The following is a 24,337-nucleotide window of genomic DNA, read 5'->3' on the forward strand; positions in this document are numbered from 1 at the left end:
TTCATCCCTTTACACTGCCGCTTGCAAGTCCGGACACCAGGGTTTTCTGCATGAAGAAGGCCAGAATGACCGGGGGGGCCGCCGCCAGAATTCCGGCTGCTGAAATCAGGCCGTAATCCGCCACACGCCCGGCCGCCAGATCGGCAATCGCCACCGTGATGGTTTTGGCCCGAATGTCATTGGTGAACAAAAGCCCGTAGAAAAATTCATCCCAGGCCAGCAACACCGCCATCATCACCGCCGCGCCAAGGGCCGGACGGGCGATCGGCAGGATCACATACCAGATGGCCTGCAAGCGGTTGGCACCATCAATGATCGGGGCTTCGTCAAGATCGCCCGGAATGGTGTCAAAGTTGCTTTTGAGAAGCCAGGTCGTGAAGGGCAACAGGATCGAGCAATAGACAATGATCAGGGCAAAGTGGGTATTAAGAAGCCCAAGCGCACTCATCACCGTATAAAGCGGCAAAACGATTGCCACAGGCGGCAACATAAAGATCGCAATCACCGCATAAAGCAGGTTCTTGCGCCGTGGTCCGGGCAAACGCGAAAAGCTGTAGGCCGCCGGAATGGCCGCAATGATCGAAAGACCGGTCGCGGCAAAGGCAATGATGATGCTGTTGCGGATGCCATAGAGGAAACTGGCCGACGGGCTGTTTTCGGCAAACACCAAAAGATTGCGATAATTTTCAAAGGTCGGCGCATCCGGCCACCATTGCAGCGGCAATGTGGTCAGATGGGTGGATGAGCTGATGCTCATGATAAACAGCCACAAAACCGGCACCGCAATCACGGTGGCAAGAACAAGTGCCCCCAGATAGATGCAGATCTTTTTTGTCAGGGATGCCTTCATAATCACACTTCTCCCTGCTTGCGGATCAGATACATGTATCCGGCAATCAGACAGGCACTGATCAAAACAACAATCAGCGCATAGGATGCCCCGGAACCGACGCGCATATAGGCAAACGCTTCCTGATAGACATAGAAACTGACGGTCTTGGTACTGCTGGCCGGGCCACCACGGGTCATGACATAGATGATGTCAAAGACCTTGAAGGCTTCGATCGTGCGCAAAACCAGCGCGACACTGAGCGGCCCCAGAATGGCCGGAAGGGTAATGCGCCAAAACCGGTTCCACACCCCTGCCCCGTCAAGGGTGGCGGCCTCGTACAAATCCTTGGGCACGGTCTGAAGGGCGGCCAGCGCAATCAGGGCCACCAGCGGGAAGTTTTTCCAGACATCGGCCAGAATGACCATATCAAGGGCGGTTGCCGGGTCCCCCAGCCAGGAGCGATAGGCATCAAGCATCCCGATCTGGACCAGAAGCGCATTCAGCGCCCCGAAATCCGGGTTATAGATCAACCGCCACATCATGGCGTTGACCACCGTCGGCAGCGCAAGCGGCAAAATCAGCATGGCGCGCAACAGGGTCCGCCCGGCAAAGGCTTCGTTCAGCAACAGCGCAACCAGAACACCGATCACCATTTCCGCCCCGACGGAAATGACGGCGAAATAGGTGGTGTGCCAGATGGCTTCAAGAAACTTGGAAGAAGACAGCGCACGCACATAGTTGTCGAAGCCGACAAAGATGCTGGTGACGTCGGGCGCAATCAGTTTCGCACCGGTCAGGCTGTAATAGATCGTCTTGATCAGCGGGTAGCCACTGACCCCGACGATGATCACGATCATCGGGGTCAGTAAAAGCCACGCCGTCACCGTTTTACGATAGGAAATCATAGCGGTGCATTCGGCTCCGGAGTTTGAACCCGGACAAGCATGGAGGAGGATCACACAAGTCCGGGTTCTGGATCGAAAAGACGCTTTCGCGCTTATTGCATGTCCGAGATGGTCTCGGCTGCGTCATTCAGGGCATCTGCCGGTTTGACCGAACCAAGCATCGCATTCTGAAGGGCTTCTTGCAGAACAGATGATGCTTCCTGATAGGATGCCATGGTCGGGCGCGGTGCCATGACAGCAAGGCTGGTTTTGGCCGCTTCGACAAACGGTTCCTGGCCTTTGATCACGTCCGGGTTGGAATAGGATGCTTCCCATACCGGCAGGCTGAGCTTGGCAAATTTGTCCTGCACATTCTGCGAGGTCAGGAACTGGATATATTTCCAGGCTTCTTCCTTGTGACCGCTTTTGGTCGGGATCCCAAGACCCATCGAACCGTTGACAGCCGATGCCTTCGAAACACCATCAGTCCCCGGTGCCGGTGCAATGCCGACCTTGCCGGCAACCTGGCTTTCGGCCGGGTCATTGGCAAGACTATACATATAGCCCCAGTTCAGCGCGAAAGCTGCCTGACCGCTGGAGAATACGCGACGAACGTCTTCTTCAAGATATTCACGGGAATTCGGGTTGGTCAGGCCGTCATCAAGGGTACCAACCATATATTCAAGCGCCTTGAGACCACCACCGGTATTGAAGGCCGGTTTGCCATCGGCATCAAGGAATTCACCGCCCATGCCCGAAAGGATGGTGGTATAATCACAAATGGCGGCTTCGGACTGCGACCAGGACCAGACCAGCGGATAGTCGACAATGCCCTTTTCCTTGATGGCTGCGGCCTGTGCGCGCAGTTCTTCCCAGGTTGCGGGCGGATTGTCAAAACCGGCAGCTTTGAGCATGTCCTTGTTATAGAACAGGAACTTGGTATCGGCGATCCATGGCATGCCATACAGCGCACCATCATATTCCACCGTGGTCCACGCACCGTCGAGAATGCCTGACCGGGTTTTGTCATCAATGCGTGACGTGACATCTTCAAGCAGCTGATATTGCGCAAATTCCGCCGGCCAGATCACATCATACAGAACAACGTCATAGCCATTGGCACTTTGCGACAGCACGATCTTGTCATGCAGGGCTTCGTATGGAACCAGTTCGGCATTGACCTTGATGCCGGGATTGGCGGCTTCGAACTCGGCCGTCATGTTGCGAATGTCATCTTCGCTATAGGCAGCCTGCGCCATGAACAGCGCATTGAGGGTCACATCAGCATGCGCGGCACCCGATGCGGCCAGCACGCCGATCGCAGCACCCGTCATGATATTCTTGATATTCATGATTTATATCTCCCTGATACATAGGATACGACTTGGATAGACGACAAGCCTGATTGAGGACAGGCTTTATTATTAATTCAATTTGATGTAATTAATAAGTCAAAAGAAAATGGGCGGCAATGGCAAAGATGAAAAAACAACCAAAGAGCGTCACGGGAACCAACCTTTTACACGCCAAGAATCACAACAGACGTGCGGTGTTGGACGCGGTCAGACGCCATGACGGATTGTCACGGGCAGATATTACGCGCATCACCAATCTGTCGGCCCAGACGATTTCGAACCTGGTCGGGGAACTCGAAGAAACGGGTCTTCTTCTGGCTGGTGAACCGATTCGTCAAAAACGTGGCCAGCCCGCCCGCCCCTATCGCCTGAACCCGGATGGCGGTTATGCCATCGGATTTCAGCTGACCGGAACACAGTTTGACGCGGTACTGGTCAATCTTCTGGGCGAGGAACGTGCGCGCATCAGCCAGCAATTCAACCATCCCAATCCCGAACGCGCGGTCGAATTGCTGATTGAGGCAACTCGTAAAATCATTGCCGATTGCGGACTTGATCCTGCACGCAATATCGGGATCGGCATTGCGATGCCGGGCCCCGTCGGCATTGCCGGTCCGACCGGCATCGCGCCGGGGTGGGAAAATTTCGATATTGTTGCCGCCATGTCGGAAAAGATCGATTGCCCGGTATTTGCCGAAAATGACGCCGATGCCGCCGCGATTTCCGAAAAGCTGTATGGTAATGCCAGAACGCTGGAAAATTTCGTTTATGTCTTTATCGGCTATGGCTTGGGTGCCGGTCTTTTCATGGATAACCAGATCATTCACGGCACCAACGGGGCGGCTGGTGAGATCGGCCATTTGCCGGTCGAACCCCATGGGCGCGATTGCCCGTGCGGACGCAAGGGATGCCTTGAACGTTATGTGTCGCTTTTGGCGCTGTATGATGAATTTGATGCGGCCGATCGCGACGCGCTTTTGAATGATACGACACTTAACCGTCTGGCCCAGCTGTCACCCGATGATGAACCGGTCAAACGCTGGATCAAACAGGCCGCCCCGCATCTGGCAACGGCGGTACAAATCCTTGGCAGCATGCTTGATCCACAGGCCGTCATGCTGGGCGGTTTGTTGCCCGCGTCAATCCTTGATGCGTTGCTTATTGAGCTTGGCCGTCTTGAATCTGCTGGCAGTCGCACCCCGCTTGGCAATGCGCTTCCGGTGCAGGCAGGCGTTGGCAACCTGCTGTCCGCGGCAATGGGTGCTGCGGCCTTGCCGATTTATCATGAACTGGTCCCGGACTTTCAGAACATGCTGAAAATCCGGGATGCCAAAGGATGAGTTAGCAGGAAAACGTCGTGCGCCCCTATCCGGCAAAGCGCGTGCAGGGCTGACCGGCGACATCTGTTTGGATCGATAACAGCGCGCCTTCCAGTTCGTTGCCATTGCCATCCAGCCCAACCGCGGCCGAGGTAATATAAAGCGTCTTAAGGTCCGGGCCGCCAAACACGCAACTGGTCGGCTGGGTCACCGGAAGATCAATGATCCGGTCGACGCTGCCATCCGGGGCAAAGCGGATCAGGCAACTGCCGCCCCAGCGCGCATTCCAGATATAGCCATCGGCATCCATCGCCGATCCGTCCATATTGCCGCGATCCTGCGGGCCAAAGAATACGCGCGGATTGCTGGGGACCCCGGTCGCCATGTCATAGTCATAGACATTCAGCGTATCCTTGATGGTGTCGCCAAAGAACATCTTCTTGCCGTCGGCCGACCAAAGCAGCGTATTGGAAATCCCGATATCAGACAGGAAACGGGTTGTTTCCCCGTCCGGCCCCACCCGGTTGAGTGTTCCGGTCGAGACCGTCACAGGAAGGTCTTCGCCATTCGGGCCGATATTGTTTTGCATGGTGCCGTGCCAGAACCGCCCCGCCGGATCCACCCGGCTTTCATTGGACCGGTTGCCCGCATGGTCGCGATCTGGCGCGACAAAGGGCGTTGTTTCCCCGCTTTCGGCATCAAGAAACGCCAAACCATCGGCAAGGGCAACCAGAAGCCCGTCATTTTCGCGCGGGACAATTGCCGCAACCGGCTGATCGAATGTCCAGCTGCGCGATGCGCCATCACTTGGACGCAGGGCAAAGGCGGTCTTTCCGACAATATCCACCCAGTACAGCACGCCATCCTTGGCATCCCAATGCGGGCCTTCGCCCAGCGTGCAGCGCAGGTTTGGCAAGACGGTTTTCACGTTGGCCATGGTTTCTCCCTGATATTTCATGCGGTTTTCCGCTTTGTTCCGGTAAAGGCGGGCTGTTTGCAAAGCCCTTCCCCCATACCGGAAATACCTGATCCATACTGCTACCCGGAATGGCAACTTCTGAAAAGTCATTTTGTATGATGATTTAATTTACCGCGAAGATTTTGAACAAATGCAATCGCAACTCGGTTGCATTTTCTGCAAGTAATTGATAGGCATTCTCACATTGGGACGATTGTTTTCAATCGTCCCGGGTCGATATCCCGGCCAGCAGGTTCAAGGACTTCGGCCCGATTACAGTTTTTACGAGTTTTCAGCACATGTTCGATCTGAAAGACGTCATCTTCAAGAGTGACGGCAAAAATCCCAAAACGCTGCTTGATGACATTACGGTCAATTTTCCGACCGGTGCGTTCAGCGCCATTGTGGGCCATAACGGATCGGGCAAAAGTACGCTTTTGAAGCTTCTGGCGCGCAAGAACAAAAAGCATGCCGGCACCATCACCCTTGATGATGCGGTTCTTGAAGATCATGGCACGCGCGATTTTGCCCGCAAGGTTGCCTATTTGCCGCAAAATCCGGTGGTTCCGCCGCATCTGAGTGTGCGCGAACTGGTGGCATTTGGTCGTTATCCCTGGCGCGGGGCATTTGGCCGTTACCGCGACGAAGACCATGCCAAGATTGATCAGGCGATGGAACTGACTCATGTTACCGGCTTTGCCGACCGTCTGGTCGCAAGCCTGTCGGGCGGCGAACGCCAGCGTGTGTGGCTTGCCATGCTGCTTGCCCAGGATGCGCCGGTGCTGTTGCTGGACGAACCGACATCGGCCCTTGATGTCGGCCATCAGCGCGACATTCTGCGACTGGTCGCCAATCTGAAAGACCAGAACAATCTGACCGTGATTGCCGTTTTGCATGACATCGACATGGTCGGGCGTTTTGCCGATCATATCGTCGCATTGCGCGGCGGGCGGACCTGCTGGCAGGGCAACGCACGCGATTTCATGCAGGGCGAAACACTTCGCGACATTTTCCAAACCGACATTGATGTCATCCATCTGCCGGACCATGACCGTTTCGTCAGTTATGTCGCCTAGTGCGCTGTGACGACAGGGTTACGGATCAGCCAACAGGGATCAGGAACATTCATATGCGCACCCGTCTGATTTGCAAGTTTGCGGCAAGCTGTCTTGTAACGATTGCCGCCATGTCATCGATGGGCGCCACCGCCCAGACCATGACCCATGAAATGGGCGACGTCACCTTTGACAGCACGCCGACCCGTTTTGCCGGATCAAACTGGGTGCTGACCGAAAGTTTCCTGGCACTGGGCATTGATCCGGTTGCCGTTCCCGAAGCGGACGGCTATCGCGTGTGGGTGGTTGAACCGGAACTTCCGGCCGAATTTGCCGATCTTGGCACCCGGCGCGAACCCAATTTCGAAGCCCTGCGCGAAGCCAAACCAGACGCCATTGTCATCAGTGCCGATGTGGCGATGGCCTATGACAAGCTGTCGGCCATTGCGCCGACACTGGTCTATTCGATCTATAATACCGGAAGCAGCGAACCCGCCATTGACCGGGCCGAAACACTGCTGCGCAATATTGGCAAACTGGCGGGCAAATCCGAGAAGGCCGAAGAAGTCATCACCTCGGTCAATGCCCGGATTGATGCCGCGGCCAAACGCATCCGCGACAAGGTCGGCAATGATGCCAAATTCGCCGTTGTCCGTATCCTTGACGAAGCCCATTTCCGCATTCACGGCAACACATCACTGTTCGGGTCGGTTCTGGCACGGATGGGATTTGCCAATGCCTGGGATGGCGAGGTCAATGGCTGGGCATTCCATAACGGCGATGTTTCCGATCTGGCCAAACTTGGCGATGTTCATTTTGCCTATGTCGAACCGATTGCCCCGACGGTCCAAAGCCGCCTCTTTGACACCGCAATCTGGAAGGCAATGCCGTTTGCACGCAATGGTCATGTTTATACCGTGCCATCAAGCTGGACCTTTGGCGGGGTCCTGTCGGCGGCACGCTTTGCCGAACTGCTGGCCGATGCCGTAACCGGCACCCCGACCACCGCAAGCGGATCATAAACCATGGCTTTGTTGCGTACTGTTCTGGGCGGGCTTTTAGTTGCCGCTACATTTTGCGTCGTAAGTGCGACATCGGCCCATGCCGATCCGATCCGCATTGAACATGAACGCGGAACGCTTGAACTGCCGGGGCCGGCAAAGCGCGTTGCCACCATCAACTGGGCCTTTACCGAAACCGTGATTGCACTTGGCCTTGATCCGGTGGCGGTTGCAGACCCGGTTGATTATGTCGAATGGGTCGAAGAACCGGCATTGCCCGATGAATTTGTCGATCTTGGGCAACGATCATCGCCCAATCTTGAAGCCTTGCGCGCGGCAAAGCCCGACCTGATCATTACCATTCCCGATATCGGGATCAATTATGAGAAACTGTCGGAAATTGCGCCGGTTTTGCAATTGCGGATGTTTGAAGAAAACCGTCCGGCATTCCAGGCCGCACGCGAAGTTTTTGGCAAAATCGCCAAGGCCACCGGTCGCGAAGCCGAAGGTGCGGCCTATCTGGCCGATGTCGATGCGAAACTGGCCGAATATGGGGCGCGCACCCGTGCGGCCCTTGGCCCTGATCAGCAACTTAATATCATTTATTTCTTTGATGAAAGCACGATCGGCATGTTCGGCGACACCAGCCTGCCCGGTTCGGTGATGGCCGCAATGAATGTGCCGATGGCCTTTCACGGCGAAGTCAACAAATGGGGCTTTGCCCGTGGCGGTCTTGAACTGATTGCCCCTTATGCCAAGCAAAGTGTCGTCTATACCAACCCGGTGCCCGATGCCATTCTGGACAAGATGTTCGCATCCCCGATGTGGAAATTCATGGATTTCACGCGCAACAACCGCGTCTATGAGCTTCCGGTTGTCTGGATGTATGGCGGGGTTCCGTCATCGCTTCGCTTTGCGAAACTTCTGACCGAAAGCATCGAGAACGGCCCGCATCAATGACCAACACCCGTTCGAACATTCCGGCTGCTTTGCTGGTCGCGCTTGGTCTGTCCTGTATTGGTATCCTGATCGCTGATTTCTGGCCGTTCCTGCAAAAGGGACTGGCAACACAGGTCATGTTCAGCCCCGATGAAACCGACTTTGACCAGATCCTGTTTCATTACAGCACCCTGCCCCGCCTTGTGATGGCGTTTCTGTGCGGGGCGGGCCTTGCTCTGGCCGGGGCGGCGATCCAGACTGTTCTGCGTAACCCGCTGGCATCGCCGACGACACTTGGCGTCGGGGCCGGTGTTGAATTTGCCCTGACCATTTTCCTGCTTGTCGCACCGGCATCAATGGCCATCTTTCAGGAGGCCTTTGCCCTGGCAGGCGGGATGATTGCGCTTGGTGCGGTCTATCTGATTGCATCAAAACGCGGCAATGCGACGCTGTGGCTTATTCTGGCGGGCATGATTGTCAATCTGCTGTTGCAGTCCGCATCCCAGATCGTGTTGCTGTTTAACGAACAATATCTGCAATCGGTCTTCATGTGGGGGGCGGGTGATCTGGCCCAGAATGGCTGGGAAGCCACGCAATTTATCCTGCCGCGCGTAATCATTGGCATGATTGCGGTGCTGGCCCTGTCGCGGCCGCTTGATTTGCTGGCACTGGGAGATGACACCGCCAATTCGCTGGGGGCCAAGGTCACGGTGTTGCGGTTGCTGATCCTTGGTTTTGCGGTTTTCATCACCGCATCGGTGATTTCAGCTGCCGGTTTGATCGGTTTTGTCGGTCTTGCCGTGCCCGCCGCCCTGCGGATCGCAGGACTGACCCGGTCACGTGATCTTATGATCTATTCGGTGCTGACCGGCGGGTTTGTGCTGATGATCATTGATTTCATCGTGCGACAGTTTAACGGTCTTGGCGGGGATGTGTTGCCGACCGGGGCTGCGACCGCGCTGTTCGGGGCACCGTTCATCATCCTGATCCTGCGCAAGGCACGGATCATGCCCGGCACCCAAAGCGAAGATCAGCACAGCGATCAGGAAATCGTTTCCAAGCTGGGTCTGTCGATCATTCTGGGCATCACGCTTGTTCTGGGTATCGGTTTCTCGCTGTTCATTTCGCTTGATGGCAACGGCTTTGCGGTGCTTGGTCTTGATGGTGACAGTTACGACATTCTGCTGGGCCGTTCGGAACGTACCTTTGCCGCGATGATTTGCGGGGCCGCACTTGCAGTTTCGGGCACGCTTATTCAGCGGGTCGGGCGCAACCCGCTGGCCAGCCCGGAAATCACCGGGGTCAGTTCGGCCACCGCCCTTGCCATGATCATCGCACTTGCGATTTTCGGCTTCGCACAGCGTGCCGAATTGATGGTGATCGGGGCGGCCGGCGGTATTGTATCGTTGCTGGTGTTGCTTGTTCTGTGTCGCAAATTTACCCATGCACCGCATTACATGTTGCTGAACGGCTTGGCGCTGACGGCCATTCTGGGGGCGATCGTGCGCATTGTGCTGACCCGAAGCGGCACCCAGACCACCATGCTGATGTCATGGCTGGCCGGGACGACCTATTTCACCAATATGAACGAGGTCATGATCGTTGCCGGGGTAACGGCGGTGTTGCTGATTGTTGCCATTGCCCTTCGCCGTCCGCTTGAACTGGCGTCCCTTGGCACCGATCAGTCGGTTTCGCTGGGGCTTGGCATTTCGGGGTTCCAGTTTGCCATGATGCTGCTGGCGGCAATCCTTGCGGCCAGTGCCACCCTGCTTGTCGGACCGCTGAGTTTTGTCGGGCTAATGGCCCCGCATCTGGCCCGGGTTGCCGGGTATCGGCTGGCGGGCGGGCATTTGCTGGGTGCGGTCCTGATCGGGGTCAATGTGATGATGGTGGCCGAATGGCTGGCACGTAACCTGATTTATCCGGCACAGCTTCCGACCGGACTGATCGCGGCCCTGATCGGAACCAGCTATTTCATGATTCTGGCTGCGCGCAAACGATAATCACCGCGATATCACACGCATCGAAACGCGCTAGATCAACCGGGTTCGGGCGGCCAGTTTTGCGCCAGTGCAAACGCCTGATCAAGGCTTGTCACATGTTTGACCGGGAATGGCAGCATGCGGGCAAAGTTGCTGTTTTCGACGTCATGGGCATCATCAACATGCAGATGCCCGTCGCCATGGTCATGGCCTTCATCGACGCGAATAAGGCCCTTGGCGAACATGCCAAGCCGGTCGCGATTTTCCTTGAACCAGGCAGCCGCCTGTTTGCGGGTTTCGTGATCCTGTTCGGTCATGCCGGCAACCCGCAGGATCAGGATTGCCGGGTCCTGACGCCGGGCAAGGTCGTGCAACGCTGCCAGATAGGATTTCCCGTCCGCATCACTTTGCCGATCAACCATTTCAAACAGCACGATGTCGGCTGCGGGCTGGCTTGAACGAAACATCGCCGGTCTCCTTGTGCAAAGGGCCCGGCGGGTATCCCGCCAGGCCGTAAAGGTCAAATTTTGCCGTAACCGGTCGCGATCAGAATTCGCGCCGGAAACCGATGGTCACTGTGCGTCCGTGCCCGGCAACCGAATACCCGCGAAGGGCCGATGCCGCCGGGTTTTCATAGCTGGCATCAAAGATGTTCTCGACCCCGAAGCGCGCCGTGCCGCCAAGCACCGGATAGTTGCCCATCAGATTGAAAACCAGACTGGATTTGACTTTCTTGTTGTCGATCTTGGTGCGTGGCGCAGTATAGGTGCCGTCAAAACGCATATTGAGATCGCCCCAGACATAGCTGTCGACATAGCCGGTAAAGCGGAACGGGGACGGGATGCGGTTATTGGGCAACCAGCTGTCAAGATCGCCATTCTTGTTACTGTCGTAACGACCTTCGACATAGGATGCCAGGGCCCCGACATAGGTATCTTCGGTCACATCATATTCACCGGTCAGTTCGGCACCGATGATGCGTTCCTTTTGCTGGCTAAGCGCATTGGTGGAGGCATCGAACGTATCGCCGCGTTCATTGGTGCTCATGTAAACGGCACCGGTCGTGCGGAAATCGGGCCCGTTATAGCGTGCCGCCAGTTCATAGGTTTTGACCTTGGATGCTTCGACATCAAGGGCGCTGAAATTCATCGGCACGCCGTTGAAACCGGCACGGCGGGTATAGGCCCCCACATCGGGTACAGAGAAACCTTCGCTATAGCTAAGCGACGTATCGATCCGGTCGGTCCAGTGCACCACTGCCGATGCGTTATAGGTCACCGCACTATAGGTCGTATTGCCACCGGTATATTGCGCCGCGGCAAGGATCGCCTGACCGACACCGGCGTTATAGCGCATATAGTTCGGACGCAGGAAATCCTTGACCGTCAGATCATATTTTTCATAACGCACCCCGCCCGACAGATCGACAAACTGCGTAACCGGCGCGCTGAGTTGGGCAAAGACAGCCTTGCCATCCTGCTCCATCGGTGCGCCGATATCGCGGCCACTGATCGTGCGGTATTTGATGTCATCATGGGTCAAATCCCCACCCCATGTCAGGGTCAGGCCGTCATAAACCGGATCAAGGCTGGTATCGGTCGAAAGCTTCACACCATATTTGACCGTATCAATTACCGACTGGCCCAGCGGGTCTTCGACAGCGCCACTATTGGCAAGTGCCACCAGTGCCGGGTTATAGCTGGCATGGTAATCGGCGCGTGCGGCCTGTTTGTAGCTGTCATTGTAAAACAGTTTAAGGTCGCCCGTCCCGATCTTGCCGAAATCATATTCATATCCGCCGGTGAAATACTGGCTTTCATCTTCCAGCGGCTGGGCAAGATAGGGATTGTCATAATCCACCGAGACCGGATCGGTGGTCAGGTCGGGATAATATTCGATATCCTGACGAAACCGGACGACTTCGGACGACAGAAACAGTCGATGACCCTCGGCAACGGTCAGCCCCGCCTTGCCAAACAGGTTGAGGTCTTCGGCATTGTCAAAACCGCCCTGCCCCAGCATCGCATCCGACGGCACCTGATTGCCATAACCGTCAAAGGCATCACCCGATTTCGATGCCGTGACGCTTGCGGCAAGATCGACCGCACCGACACCCCCACTGCCCGACAATGTCAGCGACGGCGAGAAACTGTCATCAATATCGTCGGCATAGCTGGTGACATGCCCGTCAACGACAAAGCTGTTATTTCCGACTTCGCCGGTTTTGGTGATGATGTTGATGGTCGCCCCGGTCGCGCCATCCCCGTTCAGCGCGTTTGACCCCGGAATGACTTCGATGCTTTCGACCTGGGCAATATCGATCATTGACAGGATACGGCTGGTATTTCGAAGCGGCGTGTTGCGCGACACCCCGTCAACCAGCACCTGGACATCACGCCCGCGGAAGGTTTCCGTGCTCGAAATCAGGCTTTGATCATCAAACATGAAACCCGGCACCGTGTTGCGGATGACATTGGTGATGTCGCTGCTTTTGGCCATCTGGGTTTCGATCTGATCCCGACCGATCACCACAACCGATGGCGACATGGATTTGATCGACCGGCGCGAACGGGTGGCACTGACCACCACTTCGGGCAGGACCGTGGTGCCGCCATTTTCAAGCGCGCCCGAACTTGCCGGGGCGATACGCACACTGTCATCGGTGATGAATTCAAACTGATACCCGGTTCCGGTCAGCAGCAATTGCAAGGCATCACGCGCGTCAAGCGTTGCCGATACATCGCCGCTGCTCATACCCGAAAGATCGCCCTGAACAATCAGTTGCAGACCAAACTGATCGGCCAGCTGATCAAGCGCGCCGCGCAGATCGCCCGCCGCAATCGTGACCTGTTGCGGTGTTGTTGTGCCTTCCTGTGCCGATGCCATCGGCACGGCTGCCATCATCAAGGTCGCGACAAGTGCCGTGGTTCCCCAAAGACGCGACATTCCAGAATTCTCAGCTTTCAAAGCTTACCCCCATCGTTCGAAGACAATAATGCAAATCACTATTATCCTCATGACGAACCGGGTTCCGATTTGAGGAGCACATTTTTTCTATTTTCTTGAAATTATTCTGAAACCGGCGGGAAACGCCCGTTCTTCAAGACCATAAGCAGCCAGCAAAGCATCATGTGCGCTGTGCGGTTTGCTGATATCAAAGCTGCCCGATACGGTGATATCGCCCAGACGCGGATCGCGAACAAAGGTCAGATCCCCCATCAGCGGCGCAATCCGCGCCAGCAATTCATCAATCGGCATATCATCAACAATCCAGCGCCCGCCACGCCATGGCGCAACCCGTTCGGGGGCGACTTCGGCAAAATGAAGGTCCCCGTCCGCGTCCTGCCATGCCGCCCGCCCGGCCACCAGGCGCGCCAAGCGCATCTTGCGGTCTTCCAGATCGACCGTGCCTTCGGATACTTCGACCCGCGCATGCCCGCCCCATTTCGACGCGCTAAAGGCGGTGCCAACCGCAATCGCCGTGACCTGATTAAGGTGAATGCGCAACGGACGTGATGCATCCTTTGCAACCTTGATGAAAATGCCGCCTTCCAGAACGGTAATGTCGCGCAGGGCGTCACTGTAATTCAGGGCAACCCGGGTTCCGGGCTCCATCCAGATGCTCGATCCATCGGGCAGGTCATGCATCTGACCAACCACCGATGCGTCTGCTTCTGCAACCAGATCGGGATCGGGCTGAAAGGCCGAATAGCCAAATAACACCACCAGCACCAGACAGGTCAGCACTGCCAGAACCGGGCGAAATGGCCGCTTGGCCGATCGCATGCCCGGTAACCGTCCACTGCCGCCTTCCAGCGCGCCCAACCGTTCAAGATCACGGCGCACACCGGCCAGATCAACCGGTTTCGGTTCATCATCGCGGGTGTCACGCGTGGCGCTATCGGATAATGCCGCGCCGTCCTCGGCTGCGGCGATTTCCATGCTTTGCCAGATCTGGCAAGCCCGCACCAAGCGTTGCGGATTGCCCGGATCGGCATCCTGCCAGGCGCTGAAGGCGACTTCCTCGGCCGGGGTCAAATCCGATTGATCAAGGCGGACCGCCCAGTAATCAGCAATGTCTTCATTGCTTTGGCAGTCTTCGGGATAGCGGAATTCTGTCATGGCAAAGTCGATACCCGGCTTCTGGCTGCGTGGTTTGTTATCTTGATGACGTTTAACGCAGTCATTTGAGGATGTTCAGTTTTCATGGCGCGCCAACACCTGTTTGCAATGTCTAAGCGCCTGACGCAAATGCTTTTCGACCATATTGCGGCTGACGCCGAGCTGTTCGGCGGCCTCGGTCGGGCTCAAATGGTCACGCTTGCACAGCAAAAATACTTCGCGGCACCGGGGCGGCAACTCGTCAATCGCGGCCTTGACGATATCAAGACGCTGACGATCGGCACTGATCTGTTCAGGGGTGACCGATTGTGCCCCGGCCCCTTCCATGTCGCTGATTTCGGCCGGATCGGTGAATTCAAGCGGATTGCGTTTATGACGCCGCAGCGCATCAATCGCCAGATTGGTCGCCATGCGCATCATATAGGCCGGCGGGTTGGCAATCTGGGCCGGATCGACATTGCGATGGCGCAGCTGCACATAAAGATCCTGCAATACGTCATGGCTTTCGTCGCGCGTCGGCAGGTATTTCTGAACCTGACGCAACAAACGATCATGATATTGCTGAAAGATGGAATCCCAAAAACGGTCATCGACCGCCATTTTGCCGCACCTGATCTTCGATAATGATAACCGTTATCATTTTCATCTTTGATTATCTTCGTTCCGGCACGCCGTCAATGCCAAAAGCAAAAAGGCCCGCAATTGCGGACCTTTTGCCAGAAGGAAAATGATCGAAGACGACGCGAAATCAGTCTTCGAAATGGCCCTTGGCGGCAAAGCCGCCGCCCTGATAGATCACCGCCGGATCGTGACGGTCTTCGGGGCCAAAGGCGGCTTCGATTTCCGCGCGGAACTGTTCGGAGCTGTCTTGCGGTTTCCAGCCAAGGAAATCGGCGTGATCGTTGCTCCACCACTTGGTTTTGTTGTCCGATACCCCGTACACCACCAGATGACCGGTCATCGGGGCATCAAAGATCGCCTTCATCAGCGACAGGAAGTCACGCGGGCTGAGCCAGGTCGACAGCATGCGGCGATCGCGCGGCTTTTCAAAGCACGACCCGATACGAACCGATACCGTTTCGACATCGAACTTGTCGTAATAATAGCTCGCCACTGCCTCGCCATAGCATTTGGTCACGCCATAGAGGCTATCGGGGCGCAGTTCGGATTTGTCATCAAGTTTGGTGGTGCGCTTGTGAAAACCGATTGCATGGTTGGAGCTGGCAAACATGATGCGCCCCACCCCGTTCTGACGCGCCCCTTCATACAGGTTATAGGTGCCCGCAAGATTGGCCTGAAGCAGATCATCAAAGGCCGCCTCGATCGAAATCCCGCCCAGATGAATGATGCCGTCGACATCCTTGGTCAGTTCGATCACGGCCGCACGGTCAGACAGGTCGCATTGCACGACTTCCTCGTTCGGGCCGGCCGGGTCCATCGGGGAAATATCGGACAGGCGAATGACATCGGCATAGCCCTTAAGCCCTTCGCGGCAGATTTTCCCAAGGTTGCCACCAGCACCGGTAATCAGCAAACGTTTCATCTTTATCCTCTTTGATATGCGTGTCTGTCCGCGATCAATTGGCGCCAAATACAAGATTGGGCAGCGTCATCGAAATCGCAGGAATATAGGTTGTCAGCAAAAGCGCGCTCAAGATCGCCAGATAGAATGGCCAGATCGACTGAACCGCCTTTTCGATTTTCACCCCGCCAATCGCGCAGCCGACAAACAGGCACGACCCGACCGGCGGCGTACACAGGCCAAGGCCCAAATTCATCATCAGCACCATGCCGAACTGGATCGGATCCATGCCGAACTGAACCGCCAGCGGCAGGAAGATCGGCGTGCAGATCAGGATCAATGCCGCCATATCCATGATCATGCCGGCAATCAGCAACATGACATTGATCAGCAACAACACCATGATCGGATTGTCAGTAATCCCGGTAATCGCATCGGCCAGCGCATCGGGCACTTGATAGAAAGCCAACATATAGCCATAGGCCGATGCACAGCCGACCAGCAACATGACAAGCGCCGTTGTCTTGGCCGATTGCTTGACCGCAGCAACAAACCCCGCCCAGCTGAGTTCGCGATAGACAAGCCCGGTAATGATCAGCGCATAGGCAACCCCGATTGCACCGGATTCCGTGACCGTGAACACGCCACTGAGAACCCCGCCAACAATGATCACGGCGGTAAAGAAGCCCGGAATGGCCCGCACCGCAGTCTGCCAGACTACCCGCCAGCCCGGGAACGGTTCAGCCGGATAGCCATGCTTGATCGCAACAAGCCAGGTGGCAAGACCAAGCAACAGGCACATGATAATGCCCGGTACGACACCGGCCATGAACAGCTTGGAAATCGAAATCCCCCCGCCTGCGGCCACCGCATACAGGATCATGTTGTGGCTTGGCGGGATCATGATGCCGGCAATCGATGAGGTCACGGTAACGTTGACCGCATAATCGGCGCGGTAGCCTTCCTTTTTCATCACCGGGATCAGGATCGAGCCAAGGGCTGATGTATCGGCAACGGCCGATCCGGAAATACCGCCAAACAGCATCGATGAAAACACGTTCACAATGCCAAGACCGCCACGCCGGCTTCCGACAAGGGCGGTTGCAAACTGCACCAGCCGTGAGGCGATCCCGCCATGAAGCATCAGCTCACCGGCAAAGATAAAGAACGGAATGGCCAGAAGCGAAAAGGCCGAGATACCCGACCCGATCCGCTGAAAGGCGATCAGGGTTGGCAGACCTTCGAAAAAGAAGGCCCCAAGGGCTGCGATGCCAAGTGCAATGGCAACGGGCATGCCAATCAGGATACCGATGGCAAATACGCCAAGAAGAATGGTCATGCCCATTTATTCAACGTCCTTGTTCAGCAAATCGTCGTGGTAAAAACGCGCATTGGAAATGGTTTTCCAGCGGGTAATGATCTTGAGGATGTGAAGAACGCTGAAAAATGCGATCCCCGCCCCGCACACCGCCATCGGCACCGAACGCCAGCCATCGGAAATATGGATGATCGGCATTTTCTTGGCCCAGTTGAACGCCACCAGATCCATACCGCCCATCAGCATCCAGTATCCGAACCACGCCATGGCCGCATAACTGATGGCAGCGACGATCGCGGCAATTTTCGGAGGCAACGCATCGCGAAAGAACGATACCGAAAGATGACTGTTGTCGCGCATCCCGGCTGCCGCCACAGGAAAGGTAATCAGAACGATCAGGATCAGAGAGATCTGTTCAACCCAGGTCGGCGTTTCATTAAGAACATACCGTCCGAAAACCAGCCAGGCGAAACTGGGAATAAGCGCCACAAGCGCCAAACCGCCGATCAGGTTGAGAACCCCGGCTATCCCGCCGCCCAGACGGTCGATCAAATTGATAAAGCTGGAAAACATCTATGCGCCGCCAGAAATTGATTAATCCGTATCCAAGCCGGATATGAAAGTAGCACAGACAGAAAGAAGGGCGACGATATCATCGCCGCCCTTTCAATCATTCATATTTTATTTCTGCGCATCCTGGATGGCTTTGACCAGATCGGCCAGATCCGGGTTGGACTTCAGGAAGTTGTCATAGACCGGCTGCATTGCGTCCTGGAAAGCCTGCTTGTCGGCGATCTCGTTGACTTCGATGCCCGCAGCAATGACTTTTTCCTTGGATTTTTCAGCACGTGCGGCCCATGCGGCACGCTGTACTTCAACCGATGCATCAGCTGCTTCGTGGACGATTTTCTTTTCGTCATCCGACAGGCTGTCATAAAGCGCCTTGTTGATGCACAGGCATTCCGGAAGGATCAGGTGCTGGGTCACGGAATAGTATTTCGCCGCTTCGAAATGGCCCGAGCTGTCATAGGACGGATAGTTGTTTTCCGCGCCGTCAATCACGCCGGTTTTCAGCGACTGGTAAACTTCGCCATAGGCCATCGGGGTGGCGTTGCCGCCAAGGGCTGCGACCATCTGAACATAGAGATCGTTGCTCATGACGCGGAACTTCAGACCCTTGAGATCGGCCGGGGTATTGATCGGGTGCTTGGTGTTATAGAAGGAACGCGCACCGGAATCATACCAGCCAAGCGGCTGAAGGCCGGCCTTGATCAGGCCATCGGCGATCTGCTGACCGGCCGGGCCGTCCATGACCTTGTGCATGGCATCGACGTTTTTGAAGATGAAGGGCAGCGAAACAACGTTCGCCTCGGGAGCAACTTCACCAAGCGGGCCGAGGTTGAACACAGCCCAGTCCAGACCACCAAGACGGACCTGCTGGATCGCATCAGGCTGATCGCCAAGAACACCACCATGATACACCTTGGCTTCAAGTTCGCCGCCGGATTTTTCATTGATGATTTTGGCAAATTCTTCCATGCCGGTCGAAACCGGATATTCCGGCGGATGGATGTTCCAGCCGCGCCATTCTTTTGCCTGTGCACCCGATGCCAGCGCCACCGACACAGCAGCCGCTGCAATCGTCAGTGTCGTGGTTTTGAGAAAGTTATTCATTTGGAGTCCTCCCGAGACATTTTGTCACTTGCGTTAAAGCCTTGTTTTCCCTGATGGGAACTTCTTATTGTCGTATAATCTTACAATTCCCAACTTGTAAGGACAACTGTAAGATTAGTTAACAACTAGTCTAATAGACCTTCCGGTCCAGTGCGCGCCCGATTTTTATTTTGGCGTCGCGAATAAGGATCCCGGCAGAACCACCTGCCGGGATATCTGGCAGGCCGTGAAGGCACCGCCATGCCTAGGCCATACGCAACGCACCATCGCCATAGGCATTGCGGATGACCTCTGCCAACATGTCATGTTCCTTGTCGGTCAAATCGGTCAGCGGGCTGCGCACCGGACCGGTATCGCGACCAATCACGCGCATTCCCGCCTTGACGATGGAAACGGCGTATCCTTTGCCGCGATTGCGGATATCGAGATACGGATAGAAGAATTCCTTGAGCACCCGGTTCATGGTTTCATCATCGTCACGGGTCAGCGCGTCATAGAAATCAAGTGCCTGTTGCGGCAGGAAATTGAAAATGGCCGACGAATAGGTGGTCACGCCAGCCGCCTTATAGGCCTTGGCAAAGACTTCTGCGGTCGGCATGCCGCCAATATAGGACAGGCGATCACCGATCAGCGTGCAGACCTTTGTCACCATTTCGATATTGCCGTGACCGTCCTTGAACCCGACCAGGTTCGGACAAACATCGCACAGCTTGGCCAGGGTTTCGGCGGTGATGATCGAATTGTCACGGTTATAGACAATCACACCGATCTCGACCGCATCACAGACAGCCTTGACCCGGGCAAACAGACCTTCCTGTTCGGCCCCGACCAGATATTGCGGCAACAAAAGCAGACCGTCCGCACCGGCGGCCTCGCATTCGCGGGCCAGTTCAACCGCCATGGCGGTGCCGTAACCGCACCCGGCAATGATCGGCGTGTCACCGGCGACTTCCTTGGCTGCACGCACAGTCTGAACGACTTCGGCCGGGGTCAGGGAAAAGAATTCCCCGGTACCGCCTGCTGCAAACAATGCCGTTGCGGGATATTGCGACAGCCAGCCGACATGCGCACGATACGCATCAAGGTCAAGCTTGCCCTCGGCATCAAAAGGCGTCACCGGGAATGACAGCAACCCGGCACCAATGGCCTTTTTCATCTCAAGATAATGCATCAAGCGTCCTTCAAGTCTTAAATAGGTCACAACAACTATGATGACTCTATAAATTCATCATATTATTTTGTCAAACATATTACATAGCGCAACTCGAAGCCCATAAAAACTGCGCAACACAAGGGTTTTAGAGTTATATTAGAACCACTGAACTTTGGTATGACGACTTCAATTTTCGGTCATTCTGCGCGAATCGTACCAATTGATATGATGACTTTGCCCTCAAAGCCGATTAGGGTCGGGTTATCAGATCGTTACACTCACAACCAAGAAGACCGGGAATGACCGATATTTCTGCTGCCAGCCGCATTCTGGCCGATGCCTTTGTCAATCACCGTCTGATTGATCCGCTGCCTGCTGACGTCGCGCCGACCGCGTTTGACGAGGCCTATGAAATCCAGGACGCCACCCTTGCACTGAGCGGGGCGAAACAAGCGGGATGGAAGCTTGCGGTTGCCACCCGCGCGGCACAGGAAAAAATCGGTGCTGACGGGCCGCTGGTCGGGCCGCTTCTGGATGGCCGCATTCTTTCGGACGGGGCGCAACTGACCACCAATGATCTGCATTTCCCCAATATCGAGGCCGAAATTGCCGTGGTCATGGACAGCACCCCGGCCCCGGATGCCACATCAAGTGACATCCTCGATCACATCCGATCAATGCATCTTGCGATCGAAATTGCCGACCGGCGCTATCATGAAAAGCAGGACCCGATCCAGACGCTGGCGGATCTGAATTCCACCGGCTATTTCGTGCTGGGACAGGAAATCGAAGGCTGGCGTGATCTTGGCTTTATCGGCGGCAAGGTCACCACCAAAAGCGACGGCGAAATCCTTGCCAGCAATGATGATCCCGATGCCTGGCCGGAAATCTTTGGCGGGCTGGAATATCTGGTCGGCTTTCTGGCCAAGCGGGGCAAAAGCCTTAAGGCCGGCGATGTGATTACCACCGGGGCCTGTGCGCTTCCGACCATCAGCCCGCATGGCAAGATCGAAGCGATCTTTGACGGGCTGGGCACGGTGACCGCCGAGATCAAAAAGATCTGATCACACGATCACGACCCGGTACAGAAAAAGCCATGCGGGGTGACCTGCATGGCTTTTGTTTTATCGGTTCATGGCGTCAAAGACCGGGCATCAGCACTTTTCGCGAAAGCGCGTAACCGCAACGCCGGGAACCTCGACGCGCAGCGACACCAGCTTGCCCGCATGGGGGAATTCGGCGCGTTTTTCCGCACTATAGCCTTCCTGATGGCTGGTGACATAAAGGGTTTTCATATCCGGCCCGCCAAAACATGGCATGGTCGGATTGGGCATCGGCATCGGAATTGACAGCAACAAAGTGCCATCGGGCGCAAAGCGGTTCAGATTGCCCGCCGACACCCCGGCCGACCAGTAACAGCCATCCATATCGACCGCGGCCCCGTCCGGGCGGCCCAGCGTATCATCAAGATCAAGAAACCGCGTGCAGTTGGAAATGTCACCACTGACAACATCGAAATCCCATCGATTGACCCACGGCCCGCGTGAATCAGAATGATACATCTGCGCCCCGTCCGGGGACCAGGCGATGCCGTTGGAAATCTTGAAGCCGGTTGCCTTTTGATCAATCACGCCATCGGGCGTAATCCGATACAGCGATGCGATCGGCTGCTTGTCGGGATTGTCATCCATCGTACCGACCCAGAACGCCCCGTCCGGGCCGATCTTGCCGTCATTGGTACGGCTTTTGATGCCATCTTCGATCCGGCACAAAGCAACACGTTCGTCGGTTTCGGGATCAAGGAACAGGATATCCTTGCGCAGGGCGACAATAATGCGCCCCGCATCGGTCAGGCCGAAACAGCCCAGTTCGCTGTCAAATTCCCAGACACGGCGCTGCCCCGATGCGACATCAAGGGCATGCAGCTTGCAATTCAGGATATCGGTCCAGTAAAGCCGGTTATTCCGGGCATCCCAATTGGGACATTCCGCCAAGGTAAAAGTTTCATCCAGCAGGATTTCCGGCTGATACAGCACCTGATCATTGCCCGACATTGTCACCCCTTAAAATTCATATGATCAATTTCAATGGATACTGGTGTGCCCATCCGGGGCTGTGCTTGTCAACATTATTTGCCAGCCGGGTTGGTACCCCGATCACCTGTCATGCGTTGATGCAGCAGTGCAGACGACCGGTATGCACCGGAAACCGGCCATCAGGCAGATCGCAATCGGGCAGGAAAATTTTACATGTCGCGGGCGTGGTCGGTGACACGCTGGCGGGCCTGGTGGAGGTGATAACGCATCATCAATTCGGCACTGTCGCCATCCCGGCCCAGAATCGCATCATAGATTTGACGATGTTCGGCAAGCACGCGTTTGGCGCGGTCCGCCGACCCGGAACGGGTGATATTCAACGCCACATTCATCGATTTCTGCATTACCCCATGCAGCGAATTCAGAATGGTCAGAAAGATTTCATTGCCGCTGGCGCGCGCGATTGCCATGTGGAAATCAAGATCGGCCTTATCGGCAATGTCACCGGCAGCCACCCCGTCTTCAAGCGTTTTCAGGGCATTTTCGATTTCACGGTGATGGCGCACACTCGCACGTTCGGCCGCCATGCGTGCTGTTGCCCCCTCGATCGCGATGCGGGCTTCAAAGCACCGCAAAAGCCCGGCCACATCATTGACCCCGCCAAATTCGATCAGCCCCTGGGGCGGACGTTTTTTGACAAAGGAGCCAACGCCCTGGCGCGCATAGACCAGCCCGTCGGACTGCAATTTGCGCAAGGCCTCGCGCACGACCGGTCGCGATACGCCAAAGGATGCGCAAATCTCGTTCTCGGAGGGCAGTTTCGTCCCCTCGCCCAGATTTCCTGAAACGATCTGTTCAAGAATTTGACCATAAAGCTGATCAGCAAGTTTTTCGCGCTTCTGGACCTTAAGCAGCAATTCGGTCATCCCGTCCCCCGGACGCTGTGAGTACTTGTCATCTTGTAAAACTTACTTGTAAGTTTTATCGACTATTCCCGCACGGGTAAAGCCCCCGAACCGATCACGGATCGGGGGATGATCGCGGCTTGAAAGTGACTGGATCAATCAACCAGTGAATAGTCGCGGCTTTGCGGTGTGATGATTTCGTCATCATCGACCAGACCACTGTCAGGCTGTGCCAGCAGGGTCGGAATCAGCGTCATGGTGCCAGACAGGGTCTGATTTTTATCGAGCACCAGCAAATCACCGAATTCCTTGAATTCCGGACGGTTATGGACGTTTGGTACATGACTTACCGGTTCGACACAGAATGTCTTGCCGTCTTCGGGGATATAGAATTGCAGGTTCGAAAACCGGTCACTTGCCAGCATCTTGAGACTGTAACCCGCATCTTCCCAGACCATATCGGCTTCGCGGTGCCAGCCGGTATAATGCACATCAAGCCCGCGGTTATGACGGATCATCTTGCCATCGGAAAAGTCCCGACCAAGATCAATTACCGTGCGCGTGGTCGGCAACATGTCCTCGTCCGTGCCAAAGCAGTCGGTGGCAATAAACGAGACCGAAACATCATCCCCACCCGGGAACCACGGATGCAATCCGATCCCATAGGGCATCGGGGTCCGACCCAGATGGCGCACACCGATTTCAATGGTGACATCATCGGGCGTTACCTTGAATTCCTGCCAGGCGACATAGACAAATCCGCTTTCGGGGTCGTCATGCTTGTGATTGAAGCGCAGGCTGTCGACGGTCGGACGTTCAATTGTCCATTCCGCAGCCCGGCCAAAACCATGGATCGCATGCGGGCTGGGCGGGCGGTTGGCCGGCACCTTGACGATGCGGCCATCAAATTCGAACTCGGCAAAGGCCAGCCGGTTGGCAAACGGCACCATCGGAAAACAGCCAAGACTTGACGGGTTTCCCGATTTCAGCGCCTGTTCGGTGACCGGACGCAACAGATTGATGGTGCCTTTGCCATCGGGACGGATCCAGTCGATCCGCGATATCGCCCCACCCTGGGGAACAATGCCAATCTGAAATGGGCCGCTGTTCCAGCGGTATTCCGGTTCGCCCTTTTTGGACATAAGCAGGTGCCTCAATTCCAACCAAAATCATATGATGACTTTAGGATCAGGTTTCATTAATTTGAATTCGATGACTACTCAAAATAATGAAACCTGATCCGCACACCATCCTCATACGACGATTTGAAGATGGTGTCGCC

General features: G+C 55.7%; 22 protein-coding genes. 6 read left to right on the forward strand and 16 right to left on the reverse strand.

Translation table 11 applies throughout. The features are described 5' to 3' along the window. Window position 1 precedes the first annotated feature (1 nt). The 3 genes from M9H61_RS07590 to M9H61_RS07600 all read right to left on the reverse strand — a co-directional run bounded on the left by M9H61_RS07590 (window position 2) and on the right by M9H61_RS07600 (window position 3,068). On the reverse strand, window positions 2-850 hold the full coding sequence (locus M9H61_RS07590) for a carbohydrate ABC transporter permease (RefSeq protein WP_250284267.1): 849 nt from the start codon (window positions 848-850) through the stop codon (window positions 2-4). Window positions 851-852: 2 nt separating this feature from the next. After that, window positions 853-1,737, reverse strand: a complete 885-nt coding sequence (locus tag M9H61_RS07595; RefSeq protein ID WP_068517949.1) for a carbohydrate ABC transporter permease — start codon at window positions 1,735-1,737, stop codon at window positions 853-855. A gap of 92 nt (window positions 1,738-1,829) precedes the next feature. Then, entirely contained in the window at window positions 1,830-3,068 is a 1,239-nt protein-coding gene (locus tag M9H61_RS07600) for an extracellular solute-binding protein (protein WP_250284270.1), read from the reverse strand. 200 nt (window positions 3,069-3,268) lie between these two features. Between M9H61_RS07600 and M9H61_RS07605 the strand changes: the two genes are divergently transcribed. Further along, window positions 3,269-4,411, forward strand: a complete 1,143-nt coding sequence (locus M9H61_RS07605) for an ROK family transcriptional regulator (protein WP_250284272.1) — start codon at window positions 3,269-3,271, stop codon at window positions 4,409-4,411. A 25-nt stretch (window positions 4,412-4,436) separates the two neighbouring features. Here the strand turns inward: M9H61_RS07605 and M9H61_RS07610 are convergent, their stop codons facing one another. Continuing rightward, window positions 4,437-5,348 (reverse strand): SMP-30/gluconolactonase/LRE family protein, encoded by a 912-nt coding sequence (locus M9H61_RS07610; protein ID WP_250284273.1) that lies wholly within the window; start codon window positions 5,346-5,348, stop codon window positions 4,437-4,439. A gap of 299 nt (window positions 5,349-5,647) precedes the next feature. On the opposite strand from M9H61_RS07610, the gene M9H61_RS07615 reads away from it, so the two are divergent. Genes M9H61_RS07615 through fhuB form a run of 4 tightly spaced genes read left to right on the forward strand, consistent with a single transcriptional unit; the run spans window position 5,648 to window position 10,346 of the window. Then, window positions 5,648-6,424 (forward strand): ABC transporter ATP-binding protein, encoded by a 777-nt coding sequence (locus M9H61_RS07615; protein ID WP_068517946.1) that lies wholly within the window; start codon window positions 5,648-5,650, stop codon window positions 6,422-6,424. A gap of 53 nt (window positions 6,425-6,477) precedes the next feature. After that, entirely contained in the window at window positions 6,478-7,425 is a 948-nt protein-coding gene (locus tag M9H61_RS07620; RefSeq protein ID WP_250284275.1) for an iron-siderophore ABC transporter substrate-binding protein, read from the forward strand. 3 nt (window positions 7,426-7,428) lie between these two features. Beyond that, window positions 7,429-8,364, forward strand: a complete 936-nt coding sequence (locus M9H61_RS07625) for an ABC transporter substrate-binding protein (protein WP_250284276.1) — start codon at window positions 7,429-7,431, stop codon at window positions 8,362-8,364. Then, entirely contained in the window at window positions 8,361-10,346 is a 1,986-nt protein-coding gene (gene fhuB / locus M9H61_RS07630) for a Fe(3+)-hydroxamate ABC transporter permease FhuB (RefSeq protein ID WP_250284278.1), read from the forward strand. Before M9H61_RS07625 ends, fhuB begins: the two co-directional genes overlap by 4 nt. A 35-nt stretch (window positions 10,347-10,381) precedes the next feature. On the opposite strand, the gene M9H61_RS07635 is transcribed toward fhuB, so the two are convergent. From M9H61_RS07635 to kdgD, 9 genes are all read right to left on the reverse strand, one after another. Beyond that, entirely contained in the window at window positions 10,382-10,792 is a 411-nt protein-coding gene (locus M9H61_RS07635) for a hypothetical protein (RefSeq protein WP_250284281.1), read from the reverse strand. A gap of 79 nt (window positions 10,793-10,871) precedes the next feature. Further along, on the reverse strand, window positions 10,872-13,271 hold the full coding sequence (locus tag M9H61_RS07640) for a TonB-dependent receptor (RefSeq protein ID WP_250284283.1): 2,400 nt from the start codon (window positions 13,269-13,271) through the stop codon (window positions 10,872-10,874). Between the two features lie 108 nt (window positions 13,272-13,379). Next, entirely contained in the window at window positions 13,380-14,447 is a 1,068-nt protein-coding gene (locus M9H61_RS07645; protein ID WP_250284286.1) for a FecR domain-containing protein, read from the reverse strand. 75 nt (window positions 14,448-14,522) lie between these two features. Then, on the reverse strand, window positions 14,523-15,047 hold the full coding sequence (locus M9H61_RS07650; protein WP_068517939.1) for an RNA polymerase sigma factor: 525 nt from the start codon (window positions 15,045-15,047) through the stop codon (window positions 14,523-14,525). A gap of 148 nt (window positions 15,048-15,195) precedes the next feature. Beyond that, window positions 15,196-15,990: an NAD(P)-dependent oxidoreductase gene (locus M9H61_RS07655; RefSeq protein ID WP_068517938.1), complete on the reverse strand. Its 795-nt coding sequence runs from the start codon at window positions 15,988-15,990 to the stop codon at window positions 15,196-15,198. A 34-nt stretch (window positions 15,991-16,024) separates the two neighbouring features. Next, window positions 16,025-17,314 carry a TRAP transporter large permease gene (locus M9H61_RS07660; protein ID WP_068517937.1) on the reverse strand — a complete coding sequence of 430 codons (1,290 nt, stop codon included), beginning with the start codon at window positions 17,312-17,314 and terminating at the stop codon, window positions 16,025-16,027. Next, complete coding sequence (locus tag M9H61_RS07665) at window positions 17,315-17,860, reverse strand: TRAP transporter small permease (RefSeq protein ID WP_101247403.1); 546 nt, start codon at window positions 17,858-17,860, stop codon at window positions 17,315-17,317. It lies immediately after the preceding gene. Window positions 17,861-17,968: 108 nt separating this feature from the next. Then, window positions 17,969-18,961, reverse strand: coding sequence for a TRAP transporter substrate-binding protein (locus tag M9H61_RS07670; RefSeq protein WP_068517935.1), 993 nt, complete (start codon window positions 18,959-18,961; stop codon window positions 17,969-17,971). 244 nt (window positions 18,962-19,205) lie between these two features. Beyond that, window positions 19,206-20,132 carry a 5-dehydro-4-deoxyglucarate dehydratase gene (gene kdgD / locus M9H61_RS07675; RefSeq protein WP_068517934.1) on the reverse strand — a complete coding sequence of 309 codons (927 nt, stop codon included), beginning with the start codon at window positions 20,130-20,132 and terminating at the stop codon, window positions 19,206-19,208. Window positions 20,133-20,413: 281 nt separating this feature from the next. Between kdgD and M9H61_RS07680 the strand changes: the two genes are divergently transcribed. Then, a complete protein-coding gene (locus tag M9H61_RS07680) occupies window positions 20,414-21,178 on the forward strand; it encodes a 2-keto-4-pentenoate hydratase (protein WP_250284288.1) in 765 nt (254 codons plus the stop codon). Window positions 21,179-21,268: 90 nt separating this feature from the next. On the opposite strand, the gene M9H61_RS07685 is transcribed toward M9H61_RS07680, so the two are convergent. From M9H61_RS07685 to M9H61_RS07695, 3 genes are all read right to left on the reverse strand, one after another. Next, window positions 21,269-22,168 (reverse strand): SMP-30/gluconolactonase/LRE family protein, encoded by a 900-nt coding sequence (locus tag M9H61_RS07685; RefSeq protein WP_250284290.1) that lies wholly within the window; start codon window positions 22,166-22,168, stop codon window positions 21,269-21,271. A 191-nt stretch (window positions 22,169-22,359) separates the two neighbouring features. Then, window positions 22,360-23,076, reverse strand: a complete 717-nt coding sequence (locus tag M9H61_RS07690; RefSeq protein WP_068517931.1) for a FadR/GntR family transcriptional regulator — start codon at window positions 23,074-23,076, stop codon at window positions 22,360-22,362. 134 nt (window positions 23,077-23,210) lie between these two features. Further along, the gene (locus tag M9H61_RS07695; RefSeq protein WP_068517930.1) at window positions 23,211-24,197 is read right to left on the reverse strand and encodes an aldose 1-epimerase; all 987 of its coding nucleotides are present in this window, start codon (window positions 24,195-24,197) and stop codon (window positions 23,211-23,213) included. Between the last annotated feature and the right edge of the window lie 140 nt (window positions 24,198-24,337).

Source organism: Thalassospira sp. GO-4, assembly GCF_023588965.1.
Taxonomy (GTDB): Bacteria; Pseudomonadota; Alphaproteobacteria; order Rhodospirillales; family Thalassospiraceae; genus Thalassospira; species Thalassospira povalilytica.

Excerpts from the sequence above, each read along its gene's own strand:
- M9H61_RS07655 (WP_068517938.1), bottom strand. The coding sequence starts at position 15,990 with ATGAAACGTTTGCTGATTACCGGTGCTGGTGGCAACCTTGGGAAAATC.
- M9H61_RS07645 (WP_250284286.1), bottom strand. The coding sequence starts at position 14,447 with ATGACAGAATTCCGCTATCCCGAAGACTGCCAAAGCAATGAAGACATT.
- M9H61_RS07695 (WP_068517930.1), bottom strand. The coding sequence starts at position 24,197 with ATGTCCAAAAAGGGCGAACCGGAATACCGCTGGAACAGCGGCCCATTT.
- M9H61_RS07670 (WP_068517935.1), bottom strand. The coding sequence starts at position 18,961 with ATGAATAACTTTCTCAAAACCACGACACTGACGATTGCAGCGGCTGCT.
- M9H61_RS07665 (WP_101247403.1), bottom strand. The coding sequence starts at position 17,860 with ATGTTTTCCAGCTTTATCAATTTGATCGACCGTCTGGGCGGCGGGATA.
- M9H61_RS07660 (WP_068517937.1), bottom strand. The coding sequence starts at position 17,314 with ATGGGCATGACCATTCTTCTTGGCGTATTTGCCATCGGTATCCTGATT.
- M9H61_RS07615 (WP_068517946.1), top strand. The coding sequence starts at position 5,648 with ATGTTCGATCTGAAAGACGTCATCTTCAAGAGTGACGGCAAAAATCCC.
- M9H61_RS07640 (WP_250284283.1), bottom strand. The coding sequence starts at position 13,271 with ATGTCGCGTCTTTGGGGAACCACGGCACTTGTCGCGACCTTGATGATG.
- M9H61_RS07595 (WP_068517949.1), bottom strand. The coding sequence starts at position 1,737 with ATGATTTCCTATCGTAAAACGGTGACGGCGTGGCTTTTACTGACCCCG.
- M9H61_RS07685 (WP_250284290.1), bottom strand. The coding sequence starts at position 22,168 with ATGTCGGGCAATGATCAGGTGCTGTATCAGCCGGAAATCCTGCTGGAT.
- M9H61_RS07590 (WP_250284267.1), bottom strand. The coding sequence starts at position 850 with ATGAAGGCATCCCTGACAAAAAAGATCTGCATCTATCTGGGGGCACTT.
- M9H61_RS07680 (WP_250284288.1), top strand. The coding sequence starts at position 20,414 with ATGACCGATATTTCTGCTGCCAGCCGCATTCTGGCCGATGCCTTTGTC.
- kdgD (WP_068517934.1), bottom strand. The coding sequence starts at position 20,132 with ATGCATTATCTTGAGATGAAAAAGGCCATTGGTGCCGGGTTGCTGTCA.
- fhuB (WP_250284278.1), top strand. The coding sequence starts at position 8,361 with ATGACCAACACCCGTTCGAACATTCCGGCTGCTTTGCTGGTCGCGCTT.
- M9H61_RS07625 (WP_250284276.1), top strand. The coding sequence starts at position 7,429 with ATGGCTTTGTTGCGTACTGTTCTGGGCGGGCTTTTAGTTGCCGCTACA.
- M9H61_RS07600 (WP_250284270.1), bottom strand. The coding sequence starts at position 3,068 with ATGAATATCAAGAATATCATGACGGGTGCTGCGATCGGCGTGCTGGCC.
- M9H61_RS07650 (WP_068517939.1), bottom strand. The coding sequence starts at position 15,047 with ATGGCGGTCGATGACCGTTTTTGGGATTCCATCTTTCAGCAATATCAT.
- M9H61_RS07610 (WP_250284273.1), bottom strand. The coding sequence starts at position 5,348 with ATGAAATATCAGGGAGAAACCATGGCCAACGTGAAAACCGTCTTGCCA.
- M9H61_RS07690 (WP_068517931.1), bottom strand. The coding sequence starts at position 23,076 with ATGACCGAATTGCTGCTTAAGGTCCAGAAGCGCGAAAAACTTGCTGAT.
- M9H61_RS07635 (WP_250284281.1), bottom strand. The coding sequence starts at position 10,792 with ATGTTTCGTTCAAGCCAGCCCGCAGCCGACATCGTGCTGTTTGAAATG.
- M9H61_RS07620 (WP_250284275.1), top strand. The coding sequence starts at position 6,478 with ATGCGCACCCGTCTGATTTGCAAGTTTGCGGCAAGCTGTCTTGTAACG.